Genomic DNA, 23,883 nt, shown 5'->3' on the forward strand with positions numbered 1-23,883 from the left:
GTTCAAAAAGTAGCAACTAGTGCAAAAGCTCTAAAAGTGCTTTATTTTCATAAATATAACTTTTTATTGTTACTGCATGTACAAAAATGAGTTAAGTAAACACACAAACACGTTAAAAGTGTTTTTACTCTAATTCAGTATACGTAATTCTAAACTCCCTGGACGTATTAAAGTGAATATATTGATGAATTTTTACTTGTGTAAGCTGAATAAAAATTTACAAAACCATTTAATTTAATCTGTTATTTGAGTTACCCACTATACAGTGCTAATAAATGGCTAAAACACGTTAGTTTGCTTTTAAACTTTCATAGAAAAACAGGCCATTTTGGTTTAAACTGCGCGCAATTTAATTACATCCATACTCCCTTGGAGGGTAGCGCTATTATTAGTACAGCTAATGTCACCATGCAATTTGGTGCTAAACCATTATTTGAAAATATCTCAGCAAAATTTGGCGATGGAAACCGTTACGGTTTAATCGGTGCAAATGGTTGTGGTAAATCAACATTTATGAAAATTTTAAGTGGTGAGCTTGAAGCGTCTTCAGGTAATGTTAGTACTGATCCTAATGAACGCGTTGCTAAACTAAACCAAGACCAGTTTGCCTACGAAGAATACTCAGTAATTGATACTGTGATCATGGGTCACAAAGAGTTGTGGAAAATTAAACAAGAACGCGACCGTATTTACTCTTTACCAGAAATGAGTGAAGACGACGGTATGAAAGTAGCCGATCTTGAAACTGAATTTGCCGAAATGGATGGTTACTCTGCTGAATCTAAAGCAGGCGAGCTTTTATTAGGCGTAGGTATTGGTACGGATCAACACTTTGGCCCAATGTCAGAAATTGCACCTGGTTTTAAACTGCGTGTGCTACTTGCTCAAGTATTGTTCTCAGACCCAGACATTATGCTACTGGATGAGCCTACCAATAACTTGGATATTTACACCATCAAGTGGTTAGAAGACGTGTTAAACCAACGCGACTGTACCATGATAATCATCTCGCATGACCGTCACTTTTTAAACTCTGTGTGTACTCACATGGCCGATATTGACTACGGCGAGCTACGTATTTACTCAGGTAACTACGACGAATACATGTTTGCAGCAACGCAAGCACGTGAGCAGCTACTTAGCGAAAACGCGAAGAAGAAAAACCAAATTGCTGAACTTCAACAGTTTGTATCACGTTTCTCTGCTAACGCATCTAAAGCTAAGCAAGCAACATCGCGCGCTAAACGTATCGACAAAATTCAGTTAGACGAAGTTAAAGCCTCTTCACGTCAAACGCCGTTTATTCGTTTCGACCAAGAAAAGCAGTTATTCAGAAACGCGCTTGAAATGAATAACCTAACGCAAGGTTTTGACGACAACACGTTGTTTTCTGGACTTGAAGGTTTAGTAGAAGTTGGCGAGCGTATTGCTATTATTGGTGAAAATGGTGTTGGTAAAACAACATTACTTAATACATTAGCAGGGCGCTTAGCTCCTAAAGCCGGTGAGTTTAAGTTTTCTGAAAACGCGAACATTGGTTACTACGCGCAAGATCACGCAGATGAGTTTGCAACCGACATGAACTTGTTTCAGTGGATGGAACAGTGGCAACAAGAAGGCGACGACGAACAAGTGGTTCGCAGTTTTTTAGGTCGTATGTTGTTCTCTCAAAACGATATTAAAAAGTCAGTTAAAGTAATTTCAGGTGGTGAGCAAGGTCGCATGCTGTTTGGTAAAATTATGATGCATAAACCAAACATATTGTTAATGGATGAGCCAACTAACCACATGGATATGGAATCTATTGAAGCGCTTAACTTAGCACTTGAAGCCTACGAAGGTACATTAATGTTTGTATCGCACGATCGTCAATTTGTATCATCGGTAGCTACCCGTATTTGGGAAGTTAAAGATGGTAAAATTATTGACTTTAGAGGCAACTACGCAGAATACCTAGCGAGTAAAGAAGCTTAATTAGCTATTTACCCGTTAACCCTAAAAAGCCATGTTAAAACATGGCTTTTTTTGTTTTTGTGGCTTTGTATTAGTCGCAATTAATATGGCTTTGGGTATAATACCCGGCTTAAACAGGACATAAGTCCGCTATTTTGAAAATACATTACTGAGGAGTATTTATGACTGTTGGCATTATTATGGGTTCTAAATCAGATTGGCCAACCATGGAACATGCAGCACTTATGCTAGAGCATTTTGGCATTAAGTACGAAACTAAAGTCGTGTCTGCACACCGCACTCCTCAATTACTTGCTGATTATGCAAGTTCAGCCGCAGAACGCGGGATTAAAGTTATTATTGCAGGCGCTGGCGGCGCTGCGCATTTACCGGGTATGGCTGCTGCTTTTACGTCGCTTCCTGTACTGGGCGTGCCTGTAAAATCAAAAGCATTAAATGGTGTTGATTCACTTTTATCTATTTGCCAAATGCCTAAAGGCGTTGCAGTGGGCACACTTGCAATTGGTGAGCCGGGCGCAGCAAACGCAGGTTTACTAGCCGCGCAAATTTTAGGGTGTCAAAATCCAGAAATTTTTGCAAAAATTGAAGCGTTTCGTAAAGCTCAAACCGACACTATATTAGCTAATCCAAACCCTGCAGAGTAATAATGAATATTTTAATATTAGGTGCAGGGCAACTTGCACGTATGATGAGCCTTGCAGGCGCGCCGCTTAATTTAAACGTAGTGGCGTATGATGTAGGCAGCAAGCAAATTATGCACCCGCTAACTGGTGAGGTTTATAGCACGTCACTTGAGCAAGCAATATCGAACGCTGATGCCATTACTGCAGAGTTTGAGCACATTCCTGATGATGTACTAACACTTTGCTGTAACAGCAATAAATTTTACCCAGGTAAGGCCGCTATTAAAACCGGTGGCGATCGCTCGCTTGAAAAAGCATTGCTTGATAAAACAAACGTAACCTGTGCGCCATATCAATTAATTACTGAAAAAGCGCACCTTGAACACGCTGTTAAAACCCTAGGTAAGCCACTTGTTATTAAAACATGCCAAGCGGGTTATGACGGGAAAGGCCAATGGCGTTTAAAATCGGATAATCAAATAGACGAAATTTGGTCACAAATGGCTGATTTTATTGCATCAGGTAAGAAGCTTTCGCCACATACAATTATTGCTGAAAAAATGATCCCGTTTGATCGTGAAGTATCTATTATTGGTGCGCGCGATAAACACGGTAATGTTGCTATTTATCCGCTAACAGAAAACGAGCACACTAATGGTGTATTAACGCTTTCTATTGCCGGTAAAAATAATCAAAGTGTTGAAGCTCAAGCAAACGATGCCTTTACAAAAATAGCAAACGAGCTTAACTATGTTGGCGTATTAGCAATTGAGTTTTTTGATGTACAAGGTACGTTACTCGTTAACGAAATTGCCCCGCGTGTACACAACTCAGGCCACTGGACGCAACAAGGCTGCCATAGCTCACAGTTTGAAAACCACATGCGTGCTGTTGCAGGTTTACCGCTTGGTAATACAGAACTTAAACACATTACCGCGATGATAAACGTACTAGGGCAACCTAGTATTCCAGCTGACGTACTAAAATACGCAGATGTAACTAGCCACTGGTACGGTAAAACTGCAAAACCAGGTCGTAAAATGGGCCATATAAACGTATCGGCCAGCAGCATAAATGACCTAGCAGATAAATTAGGTGAGCTTACTGAATATTTACCTGAGCAAGACTACCCAGGTATTTTAAAAGCGGCAGCAAATTTAATACTAAGCCAATAATTTCTAATTATAGAATTAATTTGTTAATACCGGCTTGAGCCGGTATTTTTTTGTCATAAAAAAAGCTTTTGAATATGTAATACTGTTAAAGTCTAATTTTAAATTTGTGAAGTAAAACAATGAAACTAAAAACAATATATGGCGCGCTAGCCATTGCTACATTATTCAGCTTAAATGCATTTGCATCAGACTCTCTTCGTGTTGCTACTTTTAATGTAAGTATGGATGCGACAAATCACACGCCTAAAGGCGAGCAAGTTAAAAGTGATGCTTTAGCTAATGCACTTAAAGCAAACCACCAGCAAATTAAGAACATAGCGGAAATTATTCAACGAGTTCGCCCTGATATTATTTTACTTAACGAATTTGATTACATCCCAAAAGAGCAGGGCATTGAATACTTTAATGAGCACTTTTTAAATATAGGTCAGCAAAAACAAGATGCTATTAACTACCCTTACTCTTACATTGCCCCGGTAAATACTGGGCTTGCCACCGAGTTTGATTTAGATAACGATGGCAAAAAAAATGGTGTTATGGGCGATGCACAAGGCTTTGGCTTTTTTGAAGGGCATTACGGTATGGCTATTTTGTCAAAATACCCAATCGATTTTGATAAAGTTAGAACCCTTCAAACCTTTAAATATAAAGACATGCCAAATGCACTAATGCCAATGATGCCTAAAACAGGTGAAAACTGGTATAACGCACAAGAATGGCAAGCGCTTAGACTCAGCTCTAAATCGTTTTGGGATTTACCTATTAACGTAAACGATAAAACCATTCATGTTATTGCATCTCACCCAACACCGCCTGTATTTGACGGTAAAGAGGATAGAAACGGCAAGCGTAACCACGATGAAGTAAGGCTAATTGCCGATTACGTTTCAAACGCTAAGTATATTTACGATGATAAAGGCGAAAAAGGCGGTTTAAAAACTTACTCTCGCTTTGTTATTTTAGGTGATTTAAATGCCGCCCCTGAGGGTGATAAAGCCCGTACAAACACCACAGATCAACTACTTAAAAATCCACTTATTAACGCTCAATTTTTTCCAAAAAGTGAAGGCGCTAAAGAGCAGTATGACGTGCCTTATGCACAAAATTACAGTGCAAATTGGCAAGCGCGTGTTGATTACGTACTACCCTCAAACTATGGCTTAAAAATTAAGGACGGTGGTGTATTTTGGCCTACTAAAACTAGTAGTGAATATCGTTTAATTAAAGATAGAAACGCATCGAGCGATCACCGCATGGTGTGGCTTGATTTAATCGTTGAATAACGTCCACTAATAAAGGGGGCGTTAGTAAACTGAGCTTTACCCTGTTTAATGGCTATTTATCTTAAAAAATTGCAATAACTTGAGTGCTTCTGCTTAAATACGGCTTAATTATAATAACCGTATAGAAGCACTATGATTTTTAATCTTTCTTCATCTAAAACGTTAGTGGCCTTAGCTGTTGCCTCAAGTGTTATGCTTGCAGGTTGTAGCGCTACCGCTAACACCTCTTCAACACAGCAAAGTACATTACCAGCAACTAAAATTGCTGCGGTTGTAAACACGCCAGCAGATATCGGCTCACAAAAAATAACGCTAGAACAAGCAATGGCCGATCCGGATTGGATGGGTAATCAGCCAGAGGGGGCTTACTGGGCGAGCGATTCGTCTACTATTATTTATGCTCAAAAAGAGCAGGGTAATACACTACGCGATTTATTTAGCCAATCGGTTACTAGCCAAACAGCAGAGCAAGTAGCTCTTAATAAACTTCATACTGTGGGTTCAAATAAAGCCGTTTATTCTAAAAATAAAACAATTGCGGCCTACACATTTAAAGGCAATGTATTTGTTAAAAACCTAAAAACCGGCGAACTTAAACAAATTACAGCTACATCAGCGGGCGAGTCAAAGCCACAATTTTTAAATAATGGCGATTTAGTTTACCGTCAAGGCAATGTATTTTTTAAAGTTGATTTAAAAACAGGCTTAACGAGCGAGCTTGCTAACTTAAAACTTGCTGATGAGCCAAAAGGTATTGAAGAGCCAAGCACGTATATTGCTAAAGAGCAGCATAAATTGATTAAATTTGTGGCGCTTCAACAAAAAAATAAAAAAGATAAGCAAGCACGCAGTGAGCAAATTAATGAACAAAACGATTCAATTGCTAACACAGCTTATTACTTAGGCGAAGGAAATACCGTTGCAGAAGCGCAGCTTTCGCCAAATGGTGATGCGCTGTTAGTCGTTGTACAAAAGCAAACAGACTGGCGTGGTGATGGCGATATTATGCCTAACTACATTACAAATGACGCCACTATAGAACCTAAAAAAGCACGCCGCCGTGTAGCCGACGCTAAAGAAGAAACCTCAAAGCTTGTCTACATCAATTTAACTAACAAAGAGCAAACATCACTTAGCTTTAATACCTTACCGGGCTTTGACGAAGATGTTTTAGCCGCAGTTAAAAAAGAAAATTATGCACGTGATGGTAAAACATATAAGTCTAAAAAGGCACCTCGTGGTATCAACCTTATTATGGACTGGGGTTTTGAGCAAAGCCCAATAGTATGGAACGACGATGGCTCACAAGTAGCTGTCATGCTAGAAGCGTGGGACAACAAAGACCGCTGGCTTGCAACGGTAGATTTTAAAAACAACAAACTTGTGTCGCAACATCGCCTGCATGACGATGCATGGATTGCTTACGCATTTAACGACTTTGGGTGGTTACATAACTCAAACACGCTTTATTACCTATCGGAAGAGTCAGGTTACAGCCAGCTTTATAAAAAGCCTGTAAATGGTAGTGCAACCGCGCTAACACAAGGCCAATTTGAGGTTTCTAACTTAACGCTTACCAGCGACGACAGCGCAATTTATTACAAAGCGAATGTTGAGCATCCAGGGCTTTACGAAATTTACCGTGTTAACCCGCAAACAGCTAATAGCGAGCAAATTACTGACTTAAATGGCATGACTGACTACACGTTAAGCCCAGATGAAAATAAGTTACTCCTTAAGCACTCTACAATTACTATGCCTAATGAGCTTTACGTAGCAGATGCCAAAGCAAATACAAAAGCAACGCGCTTAACGCATACTGTGTCGGATGAGTTTTTAGCTAAAAAGCTAACAGCCCCTAAAATTGTTGCCGTACCATCGAGCCATACTGATCAACCAATATATGCAAAAGTATATTATCCAGCAGATTACGTTGAGGGTGAAGTAGGCAAAAACCGTAAAGCGGTTATTTTTAACCACGGCGCAGGTTACTTACAAAATTCACACATGGGGTTTTCGGTTTATTTTCGTGAATTTATGTTTCATTCATTACTCGCTGATGAAGGTTACATAGTAATGGATATGGATTACCGCGCATCTAAAGGTTACGGGCGTGATTGGCGTACTGCGATTTATCGTCAAATGGGCACGCCTGAAACACAAGATTTAGCCGATGGCGTTAAATGGATGGCGCAAAATGCCAACGTTGATACCAAAGCCGTAGGCACTTATGGTGGCTCTTACGGCGGTTTTATGACCTTTATGGCATTGTTTACCGCGCCTGAGTTATTTCAATCGGGTGCGGCACTTAGACCTGTTACCGATTGGGCGCATTACAACACAGGTTATACGGCTAATATATTAAACCACCCTGATGTTGACCCGATTGCGTATGAGCGCAGCTCGCCAATTTATTATGCTGAGGGTTTAAACAAGCGTTTATTAATTAACTCACCAATGGTTGACGATAACGTGTTTTTTCAAGATTCAGTACGTTTAGTGCAGCGCTTAATAGAGCTTCAAAAACAAAACTTTGAAACAGCTATATTTCCTGTTGAACCACATGGTTTTGTACAGCCTTCAAGCTGGTTAGACGAATACCGCCGTATTCATAAGTTATTTAAAGAAACACTTTAATCTTTAACTCTTAAAGTATAAAAACAAAAACGCCGCATTAGTTTAGTTAACTAATGCGGCGTTTTTATTGGATTGAACACAATCTAACTTTATTTTTGCTTTTTAAAGTTCTTTTTAAAGAGCTCTATAGCCAATGGTATGGCAAGCAGAGTCCCGCCAATAACACCAATTAAATGTGCATCAATAGCTACAGTGGAGTTAATAAGCTTTCCTATATCAGCATTAGGGCCGCTAAATTGTTCAAACCCTATTTTAATCCATACGCCTATAAATAATAAATAACCTGACTTAAGCCCTACAGTTATATCTTTAACTGCACCCCAAATAATTACACCATGTAGTAGAGCACTTAATCCGGTATAAATATGAATGCTTGGGCAAAACCAATACACGCCGAGTCCGCACCACAGTGCTAGCGCAGTTGTATTAAAAGCGTAGCGAGTAGGTGATGTGTATTCGCCATGTAAAAGCCATATTAATAAAACACCACTGGCATTTAATCCCAAATGAGCCCAATTAGCATGAACAAATTGGCTTGAAAAGATTCGCCATAGTTCACCTTCATCAATTAGACTTCGGTTAAATTCAAGTAAATTATTTAAATCAAATGCAGCAAAAATGGTACTAAAAAGCAGCAGAATAATAGGCGGTAATATATAACGAGGTTGAATAGGTAAATTAAGCATTTTATTATATTTTTTTAGTCAAAATTTTTGCATATTGTGCCCGTTTAACTTTAAGATGCCAAATACAACTACGTAATTAAGTGTTTTTAGTATTTTTATGCATTTTAAACTTAACTCATTATTTGCCATTGGACTGTGCGCAGTATCGCTGCCTTCATTTGCACAGCAAGCAACTCAAATTGAAACTCGCGAACCTGAAGCCGCTACCGGATTAATCCATAAAGAAGTAGTGCAGGGTAATAAATACATGGTTGCTGCGGCAAATCCATATGCCTCAAGAGCCGGTCAACGAATTTTAGCCCAAGGTGGCAGTGCCGTAGATGCTGCGATTGCTACTCAACTAGTGCTTACTTTAGTTGAACCGCAATCGTCAGGTATTGGCGGTGGTACATTTATGATGTATTACAACAAAGCTAACAATAAATTGACTAGTTTTGATGGCCGCGAAACAGCACCTGCAAATGCAGACGAAACGCTGTTTTTAGATAAGCACGGCAAAGCCGTTAAATGGATTGAAGCCGTAGTAGGCGGACGCTCTGTTGGTGTGCCTGGTATTTTACATGCCTTTGCAAGCGCGCATAAACAATACGGTACATTGCCGTGGGAAGCGCTTTTTAAACCGGCTATTGAACTTGCAGAGCAAGGCTTTGTAATTTCGCCGCGTTTACATGGCTTATTAGCACGCCAATTAAACCCTGGTGTATTGAGTATGCCGATTATTAACGAATACTTTTACCCAAATGGTAAGTTAATTGAAGTAGGTAGTGTTAAAAAGAATCAACCGCTTGCTGATTTATACAAAGACATTGCAAAGCAGGGCATTGATGCATTTTACAAAGGCGAAAACGCTAAACAAATGGTTAATGCTGTACAGCACTCTAAAATAGCCCCTGGTAAATTAAGTGTGCAAGATTTAGCAGATTACAAAAGTAAAGAACGCGATGCGGTATGTATACAATACCGTGCTTATAACGTGTGTTCTATGGCGCCACCAAGTAGTGGCGGTGTAGCTGTGCTACAAATGCTTGGCCTACTTGAGCATAAAGATATGAGCGCACTTAAACCAAATGGCGAAAAGGCGATTCATTACTTTAGCCAAGCTTCGCGTATTGCATTTGCCGATCGCGATATGTACATGGGCGATCCCGATTTCACGCAAGTACCTACAAAAGAGCTATTAAACAAAGATTACATTGCCTCACGCGCTAAATTAATTACCGAAACAGACCAAAAAGCCGTAGCCGGTAATCCAGTAGGGTACCTAAGTTATGCAATGGATGATTCATACGAGTTACCTTCTACTTCTCATGTCTCTATTGTAGATAGTAAAGGTAATGCCGTTTCGATGACTAGTTCAATTGAAATGGCGTTTGGCTCCACGGTTATGGTTAATGGCTTTATTTTAAATAACCAACTAACTGACTTTTCGTTATCGCCACGTAAAAACGGCAAGCTTGTAGCAAACCGTGTAGAGGCTGGTAAACGCCCGCGTAGCTCTATGTCACCGGTAATGGTATTTAATAAAGATGGCAGCTTACGTTTAATTGTAGGCTCACCTGGCGGTAGTCGTATCATAGATTACGTTGCACAAGTTGTTGTGGGTGTTATTGACTGGAATTTATCAGCGCAAGACGCTATTAACTTACCGCGTACAACAAATCGTAACGATTACACCAGCCTTGAAAAAGGCACAGCCATTGAAGCCATTGCACCTGCACTTACTAAACGCGGCCACAATGTACGTATTATTGACTTAAACTCGGGCTTACACGCAGTTGAAGTTAAAAATGACAAACTTTACGGCGGAGCTGATCCACGCCGTGAAGGTGTTGCGTTATCTGATTTAACTGATAATAACGCCACTATACAATTTTAAATTATGTATAATATACATGCGGGCAGTGAAGCCTGCATGTATTTTCTCTCAATGGTCTGACTAGCTTAATTGTCGTTGCAATTAAACCTTTAACACTGATAATGACAGATCATAACTTAAGACTCCGTTAAAGCCTGGAAATATGACAACTAATACTGATCCTAACTACTTATATATTCATCATTCTGGCCCTGGCCTAATTGAAACACCGCTATTAAATAAAGGCAGCGCCTTTAGTAAAAAAGAACGCGAAAATTTCAATCTTGCTGGTTTACTTCCTCCTCGCTTTGAAACAATTGAAGAGCAAGTCGAGCGTTGTTATCAGCAATATTCTAGCTTTACCGACAACCTTAATAAGCATATTTACTTACGTGCGATTCAAGATAACAACGAAACACTTTACTACCGTTTAGTGCGGGATCATCTTGAAGAAATGATGCCAATCATTTACACGCCTACAGTTGGGGATGCTTGTGAAAAATTCTCAGACATTTACCGCAGCGCGCGTGGCTTATTTATTTCGTATGAAGATCGTTACCAAATTGACGACATTTTACGCAACGCTACTAAAGGTAAAGTAAAAGTTATTGTTGTAACCGATGGCGAGCGTATTTTAGGCCTTGGCGATCAAGGTATTGGCGGCATGGGTATCCCAATTGGTAAATTGTCACTTTACACTGCGTGTGGTGGTATAAGCCCAGCATACACATTACCTGTAATGCTTGATGTGGGTACTAATAACGAAAAGCTTTTAAACGATCCTATGTACATGGGTGCACGCCATAAGCGTATTGCCCAAGACGAATACGATGAGTTTTTAGATTTATTCATTAAAGCGGTTAAACGTCGCTGGCCAAATGTGTTACTTCAGTTTGAAGATTTTGCACAACCAAATGCAATGCCGTTACTTAAGCGCTACCGCAATGAAATTTGTAGCTTTAACGATGACATTCAAGGTACTGCGGCTGTAACGGTAGGTTCTTTACTTGCAGCGTGTCGCGTTAAAAATTCAACCCTTAGCCAACAAAAAGTAGTTTTTGTGGGTGCAGGCTCTGCTGGTTGTGGTATTGCTGAGCAAATTATTAGCCAAATGGTTTTTGAAGGTATTAGTGAAGCTCAAGCGCGTAGCCAAGTATTTATGGTTGACCGTTTTGGCCTACTTACAGAGGGTATGGAAGGCTTACGCGATTTCCAACAAGCACTTGCACAACCGCAAAGCTCGGTAAGTGATTGGACTTACAGCGGTGAATACGCATCACTTCTTGATGTTATGCACTGTGCACAACCAGACATTTTAATTGGTGTTTCAGGTCAACCTGGTTTGTTTACTGAGCAAGCTATTCGAGCAATGCACGCCGGTTGTGAACAGCCAATTATTTTCCCATTAAGTAATCCATCTAAGCAGGTAGAAGCGCATCCTGCTGATGTAATTAAGTGGACTGACGGTAAAGCACTTGTTGCAACAGGTAGCCCATTTGATCCGGTAGAACACAACGGTGAAATTTTTCCAATCCCACAATGTAACAATAGCTATATTTTCCCGGGTATTGGTTTAGGTGTTATTGCCGCTAAAGCGACACGCATTACAGATGCAATGTTAAGTGTGTCTAGCGAAATGCTTGCAGAGTCGTCGCCACGTGCAAACACAGGTAAAGGTAGTTTATTACCAGCCCTTACGGAAATTGAAACGCTAAGTAAGCGTATTGCATTTGCCATTGCTAAAAAAGCAATCGAAGAGGGCGTTGCTCTTGAGATTACTGATGATGCGTTATGGGCAGCAATCGACAAAAATTACTGGTTACCAAAATACCGTAACTATAAACGTTGTAGTGTTTAATAACGGTACCCGTAATTTAAAGTAAATGAGGCTGTACGTTAAGTTACAGCCATTAACAAAAAACAGGCAATTGCCTGTTTTTTTGTGCTTGTTCATATTTAATTAACCACGTAAGGTCTTTAATAGCATTTACAAAATTAAAGGATCGACTCAATGAAAACACTGACTCTTGTTTTAGGTAGTGCACTGGCTTTTAACGTACTTAGTTTTGATGCACTTGCGGCAGCGACCCCCGATGCTCCTCATATTTATGTTAAAGGCGAAGCAACTCTTACCACAATGCCAGATTACGTACAGCTTAGTGTAGGTATTACCGAAGTTGATAAAGACTTAATTGCTGCTAAAAATAAAACCGACCTAACCATCGCTAAAGCAATTAAGCTCGTAAAAGAAATTGGTGTTAAAGAGGGAGATATAAACGCCGGACAAATTTCAATAAACCGTGATAGCCAATATAACCGCACTACCGGTAATCAAGAATTTAAAGGCTTTAAGGTTTCTCGTACATTAACTGTAAAACTTAGCGATATAAATAAATACCCTGAATTACTACAAAGCTTAGTTAACAACGGTATTAACGAAATTAATCAAACGCAATTTTTAGCAAGTAACTACAACGAGCTGCACAAAAAAGCGCAAAAGTTAGCAATTAAAGACGCACGGGATGCAGCAAAAGAGTTTAGTGAAGATTATGGCGTTGATTTAAAAGGAGTGTACAGCGCATCACTGAGTCCACTCAATGTTCAGTCGCAGCCTTATATGCGCGCAGAAAAAGTAATGATGGCTGATAGCGCACCAAGTAACTATGTACCTGATGCCTACCATGCTGGAGAGATTAAAGTAACGGCTTCAAGCTATGCCGTGTACTACATAGATTAAATTTATTTTTGGTGGTGCTCAAAACGTGCCACCAACTTCTCACCTTGCTCTTGGCTAATGCGCGCTATTGAGTTGAGCATATTAGTCACTTCGCGTCTGTCGTATTCATTAGTTACATGTTCATTTATGTCATCAACAATCGCATTTAAGTAATTAAATAAACTGTTTCGTGCATCGGTATCTTTATGGGCAATAAACAAAATGTTTTTAAATGCCTCAAGCACATTTGTCATTACGTATGCATCGCCTTTGGCGTAATTACGCAGCGGTGTAAAGTTGTCATGTAATAACTCATCAAAGCTTGTTTCATGAAGGTATAGTAATGGTCCATTATCACTGTGCTCAAACGAGTAGTTAATATCGTTAATTGACAGCCGTTGAATAAGTAAAATACTCAGCATATCAATTGATTTAACCGCAGTACCTGGATCGTTTATGCCCGGGCTCATTGCCTTAACTGCAATTTCTGATATTTGCGTTAACCCATAACGGTAATGATCGCTAATGTACTCTTCTATATAAAAAATAAAGCAGTCGAGAATTTTATTTATCAGCTCTTCATCGTTTGATATGTCTTTATTACACTTTAAAAAAGGATAGCCTTTAACTGTAAAATAGCCTTGGTTAACAGAGATATACACCTTTATATCTTGCTCTGCCAAAATGGCACAGAGCTTATCGGTTTGCACGCCTTTGTAATAGCCCTCTGTTTTACTGCTAACCGAATGCCACTTACTAAAGTCTGGAAAGTCCTCAACTGGGTTTTCTTGTTGTCTTTGTATTATTGTTTTAATTTCGTTTTTAGTTTGGCTAAACAAGCCATTTAATACGTTATCAACCTGAATAGCACGAGAGATTGAATGTATAAAAAATACAAATAAACCTAATGAAATCAATCCAAAAACAAGTGCGAATAACACACCAATTGAAGGAATAGCCGTACTGCCACCTTCAAGTTTATTAATATTTATAAGCATAATAATTGAGTAAATTATGCTGCCTAAATAAAAGCCCAAAACCATTTGATGTGATTTACGCGTAATAAGCCCAGGTACTACGCGGGGCGATAAACTCGCACTGGCCGAATTTAAAACGACCATTACCATTGAAAAACTAAACACGGTAAGCGAAATAATACTCCCCGCTAAGGTGCTTAAAATAGTACGTGCGTTTTCAGCGCTATCAACAAGTACAACCGATATAAACGATTTTAGCTGCTCAATAGGCGCTAAATATTCAACCGACATAGTAATAATGGCAAATGCTAAAAAGCCCACTGAAAGCATCGAAGGGTAAAAGCCAATACTGTTAATCATTTCACGGTAACTGTCGGCTACTTTGCGAGGTACAAACATAAAATCCTTATGTAATTTCTACTTACTTAATACCCTAGCTTAGCATAGGCATTTATTAAACTTCTGATAATGCTGCTCAAATTTATATGTTATTATCACGCCCACAATAATAAAGCGCATGCTTATGCGATAAAAATAACAGGAAAACGCCGTGATCATTTCAACTTATGCTGCATTACTTGCCTTCTTTTACATTTATTTGAGCTTTAACGTAATAAAAGTGCGCCGCGCTGAGCAGATATCACTTGGTGATAACGGTAACGCAACGCTGCAACGTGCTGTACGTGCCCACGCTAACTTTATGGAATACGTGCCAATTGCTTTAATTTTACTCTTTTTGGCAGAGTACCAAGGACTTGCTAGCCATTACTGCCATATATTAGGTGGTGCGTTATTAATAGGGCGTGTATTTCAAAATTTAGGCATAGTAGAAAAAAGTCTGAAATATCGCCAAATTGGTACTATTGCTACATTTTTGGTGATTATTGTTAGCGCCTTTTTATTGCTAGTAACACGTGGCTAATTAAAGAAAAGCTAATGAGCAAAATATTTATAATAGGTTTACCGCGTACCGGCACAACGAGTGTGTGCCACGCATTTTTAGAGCTCGGCATTACAACGGCGCATACCGCGTATACTAATGCTTGTTTTGAAAATGCTAACGCGATTGCCGACACTCCCATATTTAACGACTTTAAAGCACTTGATATTCATTACCCAGACTCTAAGTTTATTTATTTAGAGCGCGAATTGAGTGCATGGCTACCTTCAATAAAGCAGCTTTTAACGCGTATGCACACTAATTTAACCCGTGCAGACGGGGGCTTTAATATTCATATAAAACGCTGTTATTTAAATACGTTTAATGAGCTTTCGCTTGATAATATTAGCGACGATAGTTACTTAGTAGACTGTTATGATACACATTTTAATGATGCTCAAACGTACTTTAATAACCGTGACGACGATTTTTTATCCATTGATATAGCAAAGCCTAATAGTTACAAAAAGTTGTGTAATTTTTTAGGGTTAGAAAGTGATAAAACTGATTTTGAAAAAATGAATATGGGCGGAAAAGTCACCGCATGGAACGATATTAAACACCCGTTAAAAGTTGAGTCTACGGCTAAAGGGCGCATAGATAAATTACTGCCTTACAAGATTTTTTAAATCAAATACGTTAAAATCCCCGCATTATTATTTAAGTTGTACAGAACATGTTTGAATTAAAATACCACACCCCATTTGAATGGACCGAAGTTGTCCTTGCTGACTTTAATACTTTTTTACAAGATCATGCCGCTGCTGAAAAAAAAGCATCGGGTATGGCTATGTCTATGCTTTCGCATTACCCAGACAAACGTAAATTAGTAAAAGCCATGACCGATTTAGCACTAGAAGAATTAATACACTTTAAACAAGTGCTTAAGTTACTTTTAGAGCGCGATGTAAACCTAGGTGACGACAAAAAAGATCCGTACATAAAACAAATACGTGCACTATTTAGACACGGTCGTGATGGTTTTTTAATGGACCGATTACTGGTTGGCGGTGTAATTGAAGCACGTGGCCACGAGCGTTTTTCTTTAGTAGCACAAGCACTTCCTGAGGGTAAAGAAAAAGACTTTTATGTTGCTATTGCCAAATCAGAAGAAAAACATAAAAACCTATTTGTAGAGCTTGCTTACGAATACTTTGAAAAAGAAGAGGTTGATGTTCGCCTAGAAGAGCTACTTATAGCTGAAGCAAAAATTTGTGAAAGCATCCCGTTTACAGCCGCTTTGCATTAATTAAAACTAGCGCAGAGCTTATTTTACTCGCTTTGCGCCATACCTCTCAGCTCTTATTCCTATGATAATCTCTTCATGACTTGTTGATTTGCAATTTGCGAATCAAAATAATAAAAACCACATTTATAAACTTCAATCTACTGATAATAAAAATAAAAACCCTTGGTCTCATACTTGCTACCTATTCAATAAGCAAATTGAGGGAAAGGCTTATGTTAAAGTTTATTTTTATACTATTACTAATATCTTTTACCGCCATGGGCAGTGAAAGTCATTTAGATTATATAGAAAATGCAAATGGTGAGCGGGTACAAAAAGTATCGCACTTGGTTAAATGGACGCATACTCGCTTTGTGTTTACCCGTGATATTTCTCGCATTGCACTTGGCCATGAAACAACGCTTGATGTGAACGTGGTTAATGGCCGTGAGCTACTAATTTTAGCTAAAAAGTTGGGCCGTACATCTATGATGGTGTGGTACGACGATAAAAGCTCTGAAACATTTTTACTTGGCGTAACCGAAGATTACAGCGTGCTTGAAAATGCCCTCAACGATATTCATCCTGACGTGCAGCTAACCATAGCGCCTGATCGCCATGCTGTTGTATTACGTGGTGAAGTACCGACTATAAATTATCGTCATGCTGCTTATGAAGCTGCAAAAACGACCTTTATGCCAGTAGCTCACAAGCATCACAACCCGTTATTACCTCAAATCCTAACCAAGGTGTGTTTAATTCACTTGCTCAACGCTTGCAAAGCTTAGGTAACGCAAACGGCGGCAGCTCTCAAAACTCGAGTAAAGTCGCTATTATTAATTTAATAAAAGTAACTCAAGCGCCCAAGCCAAAAGAAGAGCGTATTAACGAAGTAATTAAATCAATGGGTGCAGATAAAGTAACTATTAAGCGCATCTCGGTTGATGAATTGTCAAATGACGACAACGATGTATTTTTACTCTCGTGCTCTGTAAGAAACCAGATTGAGCTAGTGCGCTTATTAAATACAATTAATAAATTATTCGAACCAGAGCAGACATTACAAACTCAGGGTTCTCCTCTTGATCCTAATAACTTAATGGGCGGCGCAACGCAGGATAAAAGCTCTGGTATTGAAGTACTTGCCAACGAGTCGGGCGGGTTAATAAACGATGCTACATCAGGATTAAACTTAAGTAATGTGAGTTCTAATATTGCAAGAGCAACGCTTCTTTCAGTGGCTGGCGGTAAAGTTTTGTCGAGCATTGAAGTTGAAGATTTACCGCAAGTTCGTGTGTCGGTGCAATTATACGAAGTAAATCAACGTAGGTTAAAGCAATGGCGCCCAGATATTAGAGTGCTCTCAAATGGATACGAAAAAGAAGCAGGCTTGTTTGGCCGTGACGGTATGACTAATCGCGAATCTGGCTCTGCAACAATAGAAAATGCGCTGCAATTAATTGGTGGTCAATTAACTAATAACTTACAGCTTTCTACCTCACAGTTTGCCATTGATATGTTGTTTTCATTACTTGAACAAGAAGGTATATCGCGAACGCTTTCTCGCCCTACAATTACGGTTTTAGCCGGTGAAAGTGCCGTGTTTAAAGTCGGTGGTGAAGTACCTGTACCTACAAGTTATAGCCCATCTGGCATTACAAGCGGTCAGCAAGATAGTAGTGGGTCGGTGTTTAGCGGTACGGAATTTAAATCATTCGGAGTTGAATTAAATGTACGCGCGATGGTTGACGACAAAGACAGAATAACACTTGATCTAAACCCAGTAATTTCACTACCCGATACCACGTTAACCGCCGAAATTGCACAAAGCACAGGCAGCAGTTTAAACAGTAGTGCATTTAATACACGCAGCATGCAAACATCAACGCGTTTAAAAGATGGGCAGCCTCTTATTATTGGTGGCTTAATTAGCACAGATAACAATGCAAGCCACGACTTTGTACCTGATGGCAACGGCAATAGCATGCTAGGCAAGTTAAGCGAAACAACCAGTAAAAGTGAAAACAACCGCGAGCTGATAATTGTTGTAACTCCAAACCTGGTGCGTGAACCAATTAACACATTACGTTCGTGGGAACAGGCAAATATAGACACCCAGGTACTTAGCTATATACAGGAGCAAGGGCTATGAAAATATTTTATATTATTTTACTGCTTACTTTATCGGGTTGCGCTCATATTGATTACAAGCCAACAGTAAATCCTTACAGTGCGTTGGGTGACATAGTAAAAAAATACCAATTAAATGCCCAACCATTAAAGTGCGAAGGTATTAATGCAAGTAACTGTTTGAACTTAGTCCATGAGGTGAATCAGCTCATGCTTGAACACCCTGATAACACAGCAATACTGTCGATATCGGCCTATGTACTTTATAAAAGTGGCCGTGCTAATCAGTCTCAACAAGTTACAAATACTCTGCTTAATAAAGCTAACCCGCCGTTAAACGCAATAACTTTAGGGGTTACGTTAGCAATAGAGCAAGGTAATTTAGCTAAAGCAAAAAGCATTGCTCAATACGGCGTTGATGTTTTTGGTACACATGCTTCACCATACCTACAAATGGCTTCTTTACATTATGCGCAGGGCAGTTACGTTATAGCTTCAAATTACTTAGAGCTTTCGGTTAAGTTTGGTTTAAATAGCACCGCCTATTTTTACCATAAAGGGTTAATTGAAGAAGCGAATGCTAATAATTTATTGGCCTGTGGCTACTATGAGCAAGTTTTACGTGCAGAACCCACGCATCAAAAAGCACTTGCTAGGCGCGGAAAACTCTCCGTTTTAGGTAGTTGCTACTCTTAAGGCCTCAGGGCCTTTTTTTATGCCTACAATTTGGCATTATTAAGGAGCCAAAACCACTTTATTATTTATTAAAAATAGGAGTAAAGCTTTCGCGCATCCTACCTTTTATACGTAATCTCACAAGTCTCATTTTAATATTGATTTGCATTTTGCAAATCAAAAATAAAAAAAGCTAAAAAAACACACATAAAAACTATAACCACCTGTATTTAATAGCCATTTTCAATTGGCACGGTCCTCGCTATATATAAAGTGAGCATAAGCTCTTTTAATTTAAAGGCTACGATTATGAAAACTATTAAACATAACTTAAATGGCAAAAAGCAAAAAGGTTTTGTACTAACGTCAGAGCTAATCATTCTTTCTACATCAATGGTAGCAGCACTTGTAATTGGTTTATCTACATTACGTGACTCTGTAACCAGCGAGCTTGAAGATGTAGCTGAAGCAATTGGCTCACTTGACCAAAGCTATGTATTTGACGGCATGATTAACGCCGAAGGCACAGCTGAAGTGTCTGGCTCTGGGTTTGTAGATTCAGTTGACGTGTACGCAGGCGATGGTAGTTCATTCACTTTTGTTGCATCAGACTTTAGTGAAAGTGCCGCACTTGTTAATGCAACACCAAGCGGCGATGCTGCAACACGTACAGCAGCAGGCGGTTCACAAGGTAACTAACACAAGGTAACCAGGTTTGAATACCAAGCTTAAGGCTCACTGCCATAAAAGTGTGGCAGTGAAAGTTACTCCGGAGGAATATTATGAAAAGTAACAAAGGCGCAACCACTGCGGCTCTCACATTACTCATCACCTCTGGCATGTTAGCTTCAGCTTTGGGAATTAGACAGGTAAACGATGAAAATAACGTAACAGCCTGGGTAGTAAACAAAAATATGTCTGCCGGCCAAACAGTAACTGTTCACGATGTAGAGCAAAAGAGTATAGATCCAAGTAACTATTCAAATATTGCACTGAGCATTCAAAACCCACGTGCATTAATCGGTCAAAAATTAGCTACTAATAAAATGGTTGAACAACCCTTGTTTGACACCGATTTTATCAGAGCAAAAAGCCAAAAAGTTAGCCCGAGTATAATTAAAAATAGTATTAGCGCTTTAAGTAGTCGTTTTCCACCTACATGGCGCTTACATGTGCAACCTATGAATAAAATAGTACGCCCACAAATAACTAAATATAGTTTAATTAGATTAGGGTTAATCTCTTTTTGTGTATTTGCCTTTGTGTATTATTTTTTACGTTTGCCAAGACGTTTACACAACGAAATAAAACAAAAAAATCAGTTAATACTCAATAGAGAAGAGCTTTTTTCAAGTTCTCTTGATGCACTGCCGCATGGGTTTGCTATTTTTAATAGCCACGAATTTCCTGTGATCACCAACAATGCATTTAACCTTTTATTTGCACAAGTGAATAAACAAAATAGTCAGCTATCGTATAGCCAGCTGGTAAGTATTGCGCAGCAGAATAATATTATAAATCACTACCATGAACATCATAAGCTTGATGATGATCGTAACCAATTAATAGATATAGGTTTTACAGACGGGAAGTGGATAACTGTATTACAAAGACATACAGATTTTAATGGTTTCGTTTGCTACTTTAGAGATGATACAGAGGCACATCAAAAAGAATGTTTACTCGCTGATGTTCTTGAAAAATCAAAACAGACAAATCAATTAAAAGAAAAATTTGTTACAAGGCTTAGCCGTCAATTAAAAACGCCTTTATCATCTTTAAAGTCATTAGTTCAAATATCTAAAGATCCAATAAGCTTTAACGAATTTAAAAACAATGTGGGGAATATTTCTGATGCATGCGACCAGCTCGAAAGTGTAATTCAACAACCCGTAAATATAAATAAATCGGAAATAGGTAAGTTAAAACTGCAGGCCAAAAACGTTAACCTGAATCATATGATCAATAATAATATTTCGATTTTAACTAAAGAAGCTGAAAACAAAAAAATAGTTCTTAAAAATAATATTACGCCTGGGTTAACCGTGGTAAGCGATGAAAAGTTAATTTCTCAATTGGTTATTCAGTTAGTGACAGAGGTTTTGGATTCGTCAAATAATACAACGCTATCTATTAACGCTCAGATTAAAAATGAAAGTAACCGTAATTACTTACACCTAGACTTTTCATTAAGCAATTTAATCGACAGTAGTTACTTTATAACTGAGCTTAAAAGTATATCGGGTGATGACATAATGCGCTTTATAGATGATAAAGACGTTTCATTAGAGTTAAAGTTTTTTATCTCAATATTTAAAATGTTAGGTGGTAAAGCGATAACTGTAAGTAGTAACGCGAATAAATCAACGATAACGCTTTCTATGCTGGTAAACAAAGCAACTAAGCAAGATAAAGACAATGTGCAAAAAGTACCAAGTAGCTCATTAAATACTGATTTAGTAAAAGCGAGTTTAGTGACTAAAAATCACCAAAACACGCTACTACTTGTTGATGACGATCCACTTGTAGAAATTGTGATTAGGGCAATGCTAAAAGATCAGAATATCATAATAGATTACGCATGCAGTGCGATAGAGGCTATGTTGATGGTTCCGCAAAATAGTTACGACATTATTCTAATGGATATAGTAATGCCAGAATTGTCGGGAACTGACGCTATGTTAAAAATTAAAAAACACAGTGATAATTCTAAAACTAAAATAATTGCGCATACATCGACACCCGATACAGAATCTAAATATGTAAATCAGGGCTTTGATGACATGTTATTAAAGCCAGTGAAACAAGGTGTTTTAATAAACCAAATAACACGTATTTTAAAAAGATAAGCCGCTGGGGTAATAAATGAAAAACATTAATGAAAATATGGCAGAAGTTATCGAGTTTAAAGTAACGCCAATAAATAAAACTAAACGACTACTTTTAGTAGATGATGACTTACTAATAGAAATAGTAATAAGAAAAATGCTTAATGAAGAAAATATTTTAATAGATTTCGCATCAAGTGCTATAGAGGCGCTATTGATGGTTTCTCAAAATATTTACGATATTATTTTAATGGATATAGTAATGCCGCAATTTACAGGCACTGATGCAATGCTAAAAATCAGGAAGCATGCTGACGCATCAGCAACAAAAATTATAGCTCATACATTTAGTGAAAACGAAAATAGTGATAATAAGTACGTGAAGCTTGGGTTTAACGGTCTTTTGTTAAAGCCAGTTAAGCAAAGCGTATTAATTGAAAATATTAGAACTTTCTTGGAATGATAAATAGAAACAGTAGGGCGGTTAACTATTTTTATTTATAGCTTATTAAAAAATTAAATTATAATTTTTTAAAGACTAATATTTATTTAGCGCTTTTGTGTATATGAACCTTTAATATATTTAAATTTGTAAAAATCCTTTAATAAGAATAATTACTTTAAATTATTACAAACTACGCTTTTGTAATTGTTGCATGTATACGAGTCATCGTTTCACACTTTTTAAAGCGGTTAATAATCTCAATTATTAAACGCTGTAATATTATAAAGTTAGTAAATTTATTTAGCCTAGAGCCCACGTACCACAAGGGTTTAACTTTTAAAACATTAATATTTTTTAATAATTAATAAATGCACATCTTGGGATGGAATTTGCTTTATAAGGTTATATTCTAATTTTATAGTTTATTAAACATTATAATTTTTAAAGTTAACGAGGCAAAATTATGAGCAAAACACAGTACGTTACAGTAGAAGGTCATCAAATTGCTTATCAAGAAATGGGACAAGGCACACCTTTATTATTAATACATGGCATACCAACTAACAAATTTTTATGGCGGAATGTGATACCCAAACTCGCATCAGAACATCGAGTAATAGCGCCTGATTTACTAAACTTTGGTGAATCAGATATGCCAATTAACACCGATGTATCTATAAATGCGCAATGTAGAATAATGTGTAAGTTTATGGAAGAACTCGGTATTTCTAAAGTTAATATTGCTGCACATGATATTGGTGGTGGTGTTGCTCAATTAATGGCGGTAAATCATCCTGATAAAGTAAACGGATTAGTTTTAATAGATAGTGTATGTTTTGATTCTTGGCCAATACCAGAATTTGAACCTTTGCTAGAACCTGGAGTAGAAGAAAAGACAAGTGTAGCTGAATTTGTTGATACATTAAGAGATTTCATCCCTAAAGGTGTATACGATTCTAGCGTAATGACTGAAGAGTTAATGGAAATATACTTAAAACCATGGAGCAACGAGCAAGGAAAAGCCGCTTTATTTAGTAACATGCGCAGACTCAATAAAGAATATACACAAGCTATTGCAGGCGATCTTAAAAGCTTACCTCATGAAGCACTCATATTATGGGGTGAAGAAGACAAATTTCAAAAGCCAAAATATGCGCCAATGTTAGAAGAAGCAATTCCAAATTCATCATTGGTTTGGATAGATAAAGCCGCACATTGGGTTGTTGATGAGTATCCAGATAAAGTATCTGAGCTTATTAGTGAATTTATGAATGATAAAAAATTCTAAAGTCTCAGCAAGTACATCACTAGGATAGTTAAAAAGCCATTAAATTCAACATCTTGAATTTTACTGGATGAAATATCTACTAGGAAGTTATTGTTAATACCGCTTGGATATATTAATAATCAAGCGGTATTTTTATATGTTCAAGAAGCTAATAGCGTAAATGGGAAAAACATTAACTATTAAGATAAGTAGGTTAATGCTTATTAAATAGTCAAAATATCGCGTTTATACGTTAATTAATGAAGGTGAGTAACTTGGTTATGTATTTATTTATGCTATTTAACATAATATAAATTATAGGTAGTTAATGCATATATTATAAGGGCGCTTAAATGCGCCCTTGCTATGTCCAATACTAGGCGGTATCGGACATTAAGTGCTTTTATTACAATAACTGGTATTACTAATACGGATACTTTATTT

At 38.0% G+C, this 23,883-nt stretch carries 20 protein-coding genes; 18 read left to right on the forward strand and 2 right to left on the reverse strand.

Features of this window, described 5'->3' with window-relative positions:
• Nucleotides 1-384: 384 nt before the first annotated feature.
• The 5 genes from BW142_RS19045 to BW142_RS19065 all read left to right on the forward strand — a co-directional run bounded on the left by BW142_RS19045 (nt 385) and on the right by BW142_RS19065 (nt 7,692).
• Nucleotides 385-1,974, forward strand: a complete 1,590-nt coding sequence (locus BW142_RS19045) for an ABC-F family ATPase (protein WP_076915491.1) — start codon at nt 385-387, stop codon at nt 1,972-1,974.
• 161 nt (nt 1,975-2,135) lie between these two features.
• A complete protein-coding gene (purE, locus tag BW142_RS19050) occupies nt 2,136-2,618 on the forward strand; it encodes a 5-(carboxyamino)imidazole ribonucleotide mutase (protein WP_002962540.1) in 483 nt (160 codons plus the stop codon).
• A gap of 2 nt (nt 2,619-2,620) precedes the next feature.
• Nucleotides 2,621-3,772: a 5-(carboxyamino)imidazole ribonucleotide synthase gene (locus BW142_RS19055; RefSeq protein ID WP_076925969.1), complete on the forward strand. Its 1,152-nt coding sequence runs from the start codon at nt 2,621-2,623 to the stop codon at nt 3,770-3,772.
• A 119-nt stretch (nt 3,773-3,891) separates the two neighbouring features.
• Nucleotides 3,892-5,055 carry an endonuclease/exonuclease/phosphatase family protein gene (locus tag BW142_RS19060; protein WP_076925970.1) on the forward strand — a complete coding sequence of 388 codons (1,164 nt, stop codon included), beginning with the start codon at nt 3,892-3,894 and terminating at the stop codon, nt 5,053-5,055.
• A gap of 132 nt (nt 5,056-5,187) precedes the next feature.
• On the forward strand, nt 5,188-7,692 hold the full coding sequence (locus tag BW142_RS19065) for a prolyl oligopeptidase family serine peptidase (RefSeq protein WP_076925972.1): 2,505 nt from the start codon (nt 5,188-5,190) through the stop codon (nt 7,690-7,692).
• An 89-nt stretch (nt 7,693-7,781) separates the two neighbouring features.
• On the opposite strand, the gene rrtA is transcribed toward BW142_RS19065, so the two are convergent.
• A complete protein-coding gene (gene rrtA / locus BW142_RS19070) occupies nt 7,782-8,378 on the reverse strand; it encodes a rhombosortase (protein ID WP_076925974.1) in 597 nt (198 codons plus the stop codon).
• A gap of 97 nt (nt 8,379-8,475) precedes the next feature.
• Between rrtA and ggt the strand changes: the two genes are divergently transcribed.
• The 3 genes from ggt (at nt 8,476) to BW142_RS19085 (ending at nt 12,970) form a co-directional block, all read left to right on the forward strand.
• Nucleotides 8,476-10,254, forward strand: a complete 1,779-nt coding sequence (gene ggt, locus BW142_RS19075) for a gamma-glutamyltransferase (protein WP_076925975.1) — start codon at nt 8,476-8,478, stop codon at nt 10,252-10,254.
• Between the two features lie 142 nt (nt 10,255-10,396).
• Entirely contained in the window at nt 10,397-12,091 is a 1,695-nt protein-coding gene (locus BW142_RS19080) for an NAD-dependent malic enzyme (RefSeq protein ID WP_076925976.1), read from the forward strand.
• Between the two features lie 153 nt (nt 12,092-12,244).
• The gene (locus BW142_RS19085; protein ID WP_076925978.1) at nt 12,245-12,970 is read left to right on the forward strand and encodes an SIMPL domain-containing protein; all 726 of its coding nucleotides are present in this window, start codon (nt 12,245-12,247) and stop codon (nt 12,968-12,970) included.
• Nucleotides 12,971-12,972: 2 nt separating this feature from the next.
• Here BW142_RS19085 and BW142_RS19090 read toward each other — a convergent pair whose 3' ends face one another.
• Entirely contained in the window at nt 12,973-14,325 is a 1,353-nt protein-coding gene (locus tag BW142_RS19090; RefSeq protein ID WP_076925979.1) for a DUF2254 domain-containing protein, read from the reverse strand.
• Nucleotides 14,326-14,476: 151 nt separating this feature from the next.
• Between BW142_RS19090 and BW142_RS19095 the strand changes: the two genes are divergently transcribed.
• From BW142_RS19095 to BW142_RS19140, 10 genes are all read left to right on the forward strand, one after another.
• A complete protein-coding gene (locus BW142_RS19095; RefSeq protein WP_024604385.1) occupies nt 14,477-14,848 on the forward strand; it encodes an MAPEG family protein in 372 nt (123 codons plus the stop codon).
• A gap of 14 nt (nt 14,849-14,862) precedes the next feature.
• A complete protein-coding gene (locus BW142_RS19100) occupies nt 14,863-15,495 on the forward strand; it encodes a sulfotransferase (protein WP_076925980.1) in 633 nt (210 codons plus the stop codon).
• 47 nt (nt 15,496-15,542) lie between these two features.
• Nucleotides 15,543-16,115 carry a tRNA-(ms[2]io[6]A)-hydroxylase gene (locus BW142_RS19105; RefSeq protein ID WP_007586685.1) on the forward strand — a complete coding sequence of 191 codons (573 nt, stop codon included), beginning with the start codon at nt 15,543-15,545 and terminating at the stop codon, nt 16,113-16,115.
• A gap of 212 nt (nt 16,116-16,327) precedes the next feature.
• Complete coding sequence (locus BW142_RS20870) at nt 16,328-16,882, forward strand: pilus assembly protein N-terminal domain-containing protein (protein ID WP_253188828.1); 555 nt, start codon at nt 16,328-16,330, stop codon at nt 16,880-16,882.
• Entirely contained in the window at nt 16,846-18,246 is a 1,401-nt protein-coding gene (locus tag BW142_RS19110; RefSeq protein ID WP_253188829.1) for a type II and III secretion system protein, read from the forward strand. The genes BW142_RS20870 and BW142_RS19110 overlap by 37 nt, the downstream gene beginning before the upstream one ends.
• Nucleotides 18,243-18,920, forward strand: a complete 678-nt coding sequence (locus BW142_RS19115; RefSeq protein ID WP_076925981.1) for a hypothetical protein — start codon at nt 18,243-18,245, stop codon at nt 18,918-18,920. The genes BW142_RS19110 and BW142_RS19115 overlap by 4 nt, the downstream gene beginning before the upstream one ends.
• A gap of 288 nt (nt 18,921-19,208) precedes the next feature.
• Nucleotides 19,209-19,598: a hypothetical protein gene (locus BW142_RS19120; RefSeq protein WP_076925982.1), complete on the forward strand. Its 390-nt coding sequence runs from the start codon at nt 19,209-19,211 to the stop codon at nt 19,596-19,598.
• A gap of 83 nt (nt 19,599-19,681) precedes the next feature.
• Complete coding sequence (locus BW142_RS20875) at nt 19,682-21,748, forward strand: response regulator (protein ID WP_253188830.1); 2,067 nt, start codon at nt 19,682-19,684, stop codon at nt 21,746-21,748.
• 16 nt (nt 21,749-21,764) lie between these two features.
• Entirely contained in the window at nt 21,765-22,190 is a 426-nt protein-coding gene (locus tag BW142_RS19135) for a response regulator (protein WP_076925984.1), read from the forward strand.
• Nucleotides 22,191-22,635: 445 nt separating this feature from the next.
• A complete protein-coding gene (locus BW142_RS19140) occupies nt 22,636-23,460 on the forward strand; it encodes an alpha/beta hydrolase (RefSeq protein WP_076925986.1) in 825 nt (274 codons plus the stop codon).
• Nucleotides 23,461-23,883 lie beyond the last annotated feature (423 nt).

The organism is Pseudoalteromonas sp. EB27 (genome assembly GCF_001974875.1).
Taxonomy (GTDB): domain Bacteria; phylum Pseudomonadota; class Gammaproteobacteria; order Enterobacterales; family Alteromonadaceae; genus Pseudoalteromonas.

Coding starts and splice junctions, on each gene's coding strand:
- BW142_RS19135 (WP_076925984.1), top strand. CDS start 21,765: ATGAAAAACATTAATGAAAATATGGCAGAAGTTATCGAGTTTAAAGTA.
- BW142_RS19090 (WP_076925979.1), bottom strand. CDS start 14,325: ATGTTTGTACCTCGCAAAGTAGCCGACAGTTACCGTGAAATGATTAAC.
- BW142_RS19055 (WP_076925969.1), top strand. CDS start 2,621: ATGAATATTTTAATATTAGGTGCAGGGCAACTTGCACGTATGATGAGC.
- BW142_RS19120 (WP_076925982.1), top strand. CDS start 19,209: ATGAAAACTATTAAACATAACTTAAATGGCAAAAAGCAAAAAGGTTTT.
- BW142_RS19140 (WP_076925986.1), top strand. CDS start 22,636: ATGAGCAAAACACAGTACGTTACAGTAGAAGGTCATCAAATTGCTTAT.
- BW142_RS19080 (WP_076925976.1), top strand. CDS start 10,397: ATGACAACTAATACTGATCCTAACTACTTATATATTCATCATTCTGGC.
- BW142_RS19085 (WP_076925978.1), top strand. CDS start 12,245: ATGAAAACACTGACTCTTGTTTTAGGTAGTGCACTGGCTTTTAACGTA.
- ggt (WP_076925975.1), top strand. CDS start 8,476: ATGCATTTTAAACTTAACTCATTATTTGCCATTGGACTGTGCGCAGTA.
- BW142_RS20875 (WP_253188830.1), top strand. CDS start 19,682: ATGAAAAGTAACAAAGGCGCAACCACTGCGGCTCTCACATTACTCATC.
- BW142_RS19105 (WP_007586685.1), top strand. CDS start 15,543: ATGTTTGAATTAAAATACCACACCCCATTTGAATGGACCGAAGTTGTC.
- BW142_RS19060 (WP_076925970.1), top strand. CDS start 3,892: ATGAAACTAAAAACAATATATGGCGCGCTAGCCATTGCTACATTATTC.
- BW142_RS19115 (WP_076925981.1), top strand. CDS start 18,243: ATGAAAATATTTTATATTATTTTACTGCTTACTTTATCGGGTTGCGCT.
- BW142_RS19100 (WP_076925980.1), top strand. CDS start 14,863: ATGAGCAAAATATTTATAATAGGTTTACCGCGTACCGGCACAACGAGT.
- BW142_RS19065 (WP_076925972.1), top strand. CDS start 5,188: ATGATTTTTAATCTTTCTTCATCTAAAACGTTAGTGGCCTTAGCTGTT.
- BW142_RS20870 (WP_253188828.1), top strand. CDS start 16,328: ATGTTAAAGTTTATTTTTATACTATTACTAATATCTTTTACCGCCATG.
- rrtA (WP_076925974.1), bottom strand. CDS start 8,378: ATGCTTAATTTACCTATTCAACCTCGTTATATATTACCGCCTATTATT.
- purE (WP_002962540.1), top strand. CDS start 2,136: ATGACTGTTGGCATTATTATGGGTTCTAAATCAGATTGGCCAACCATG.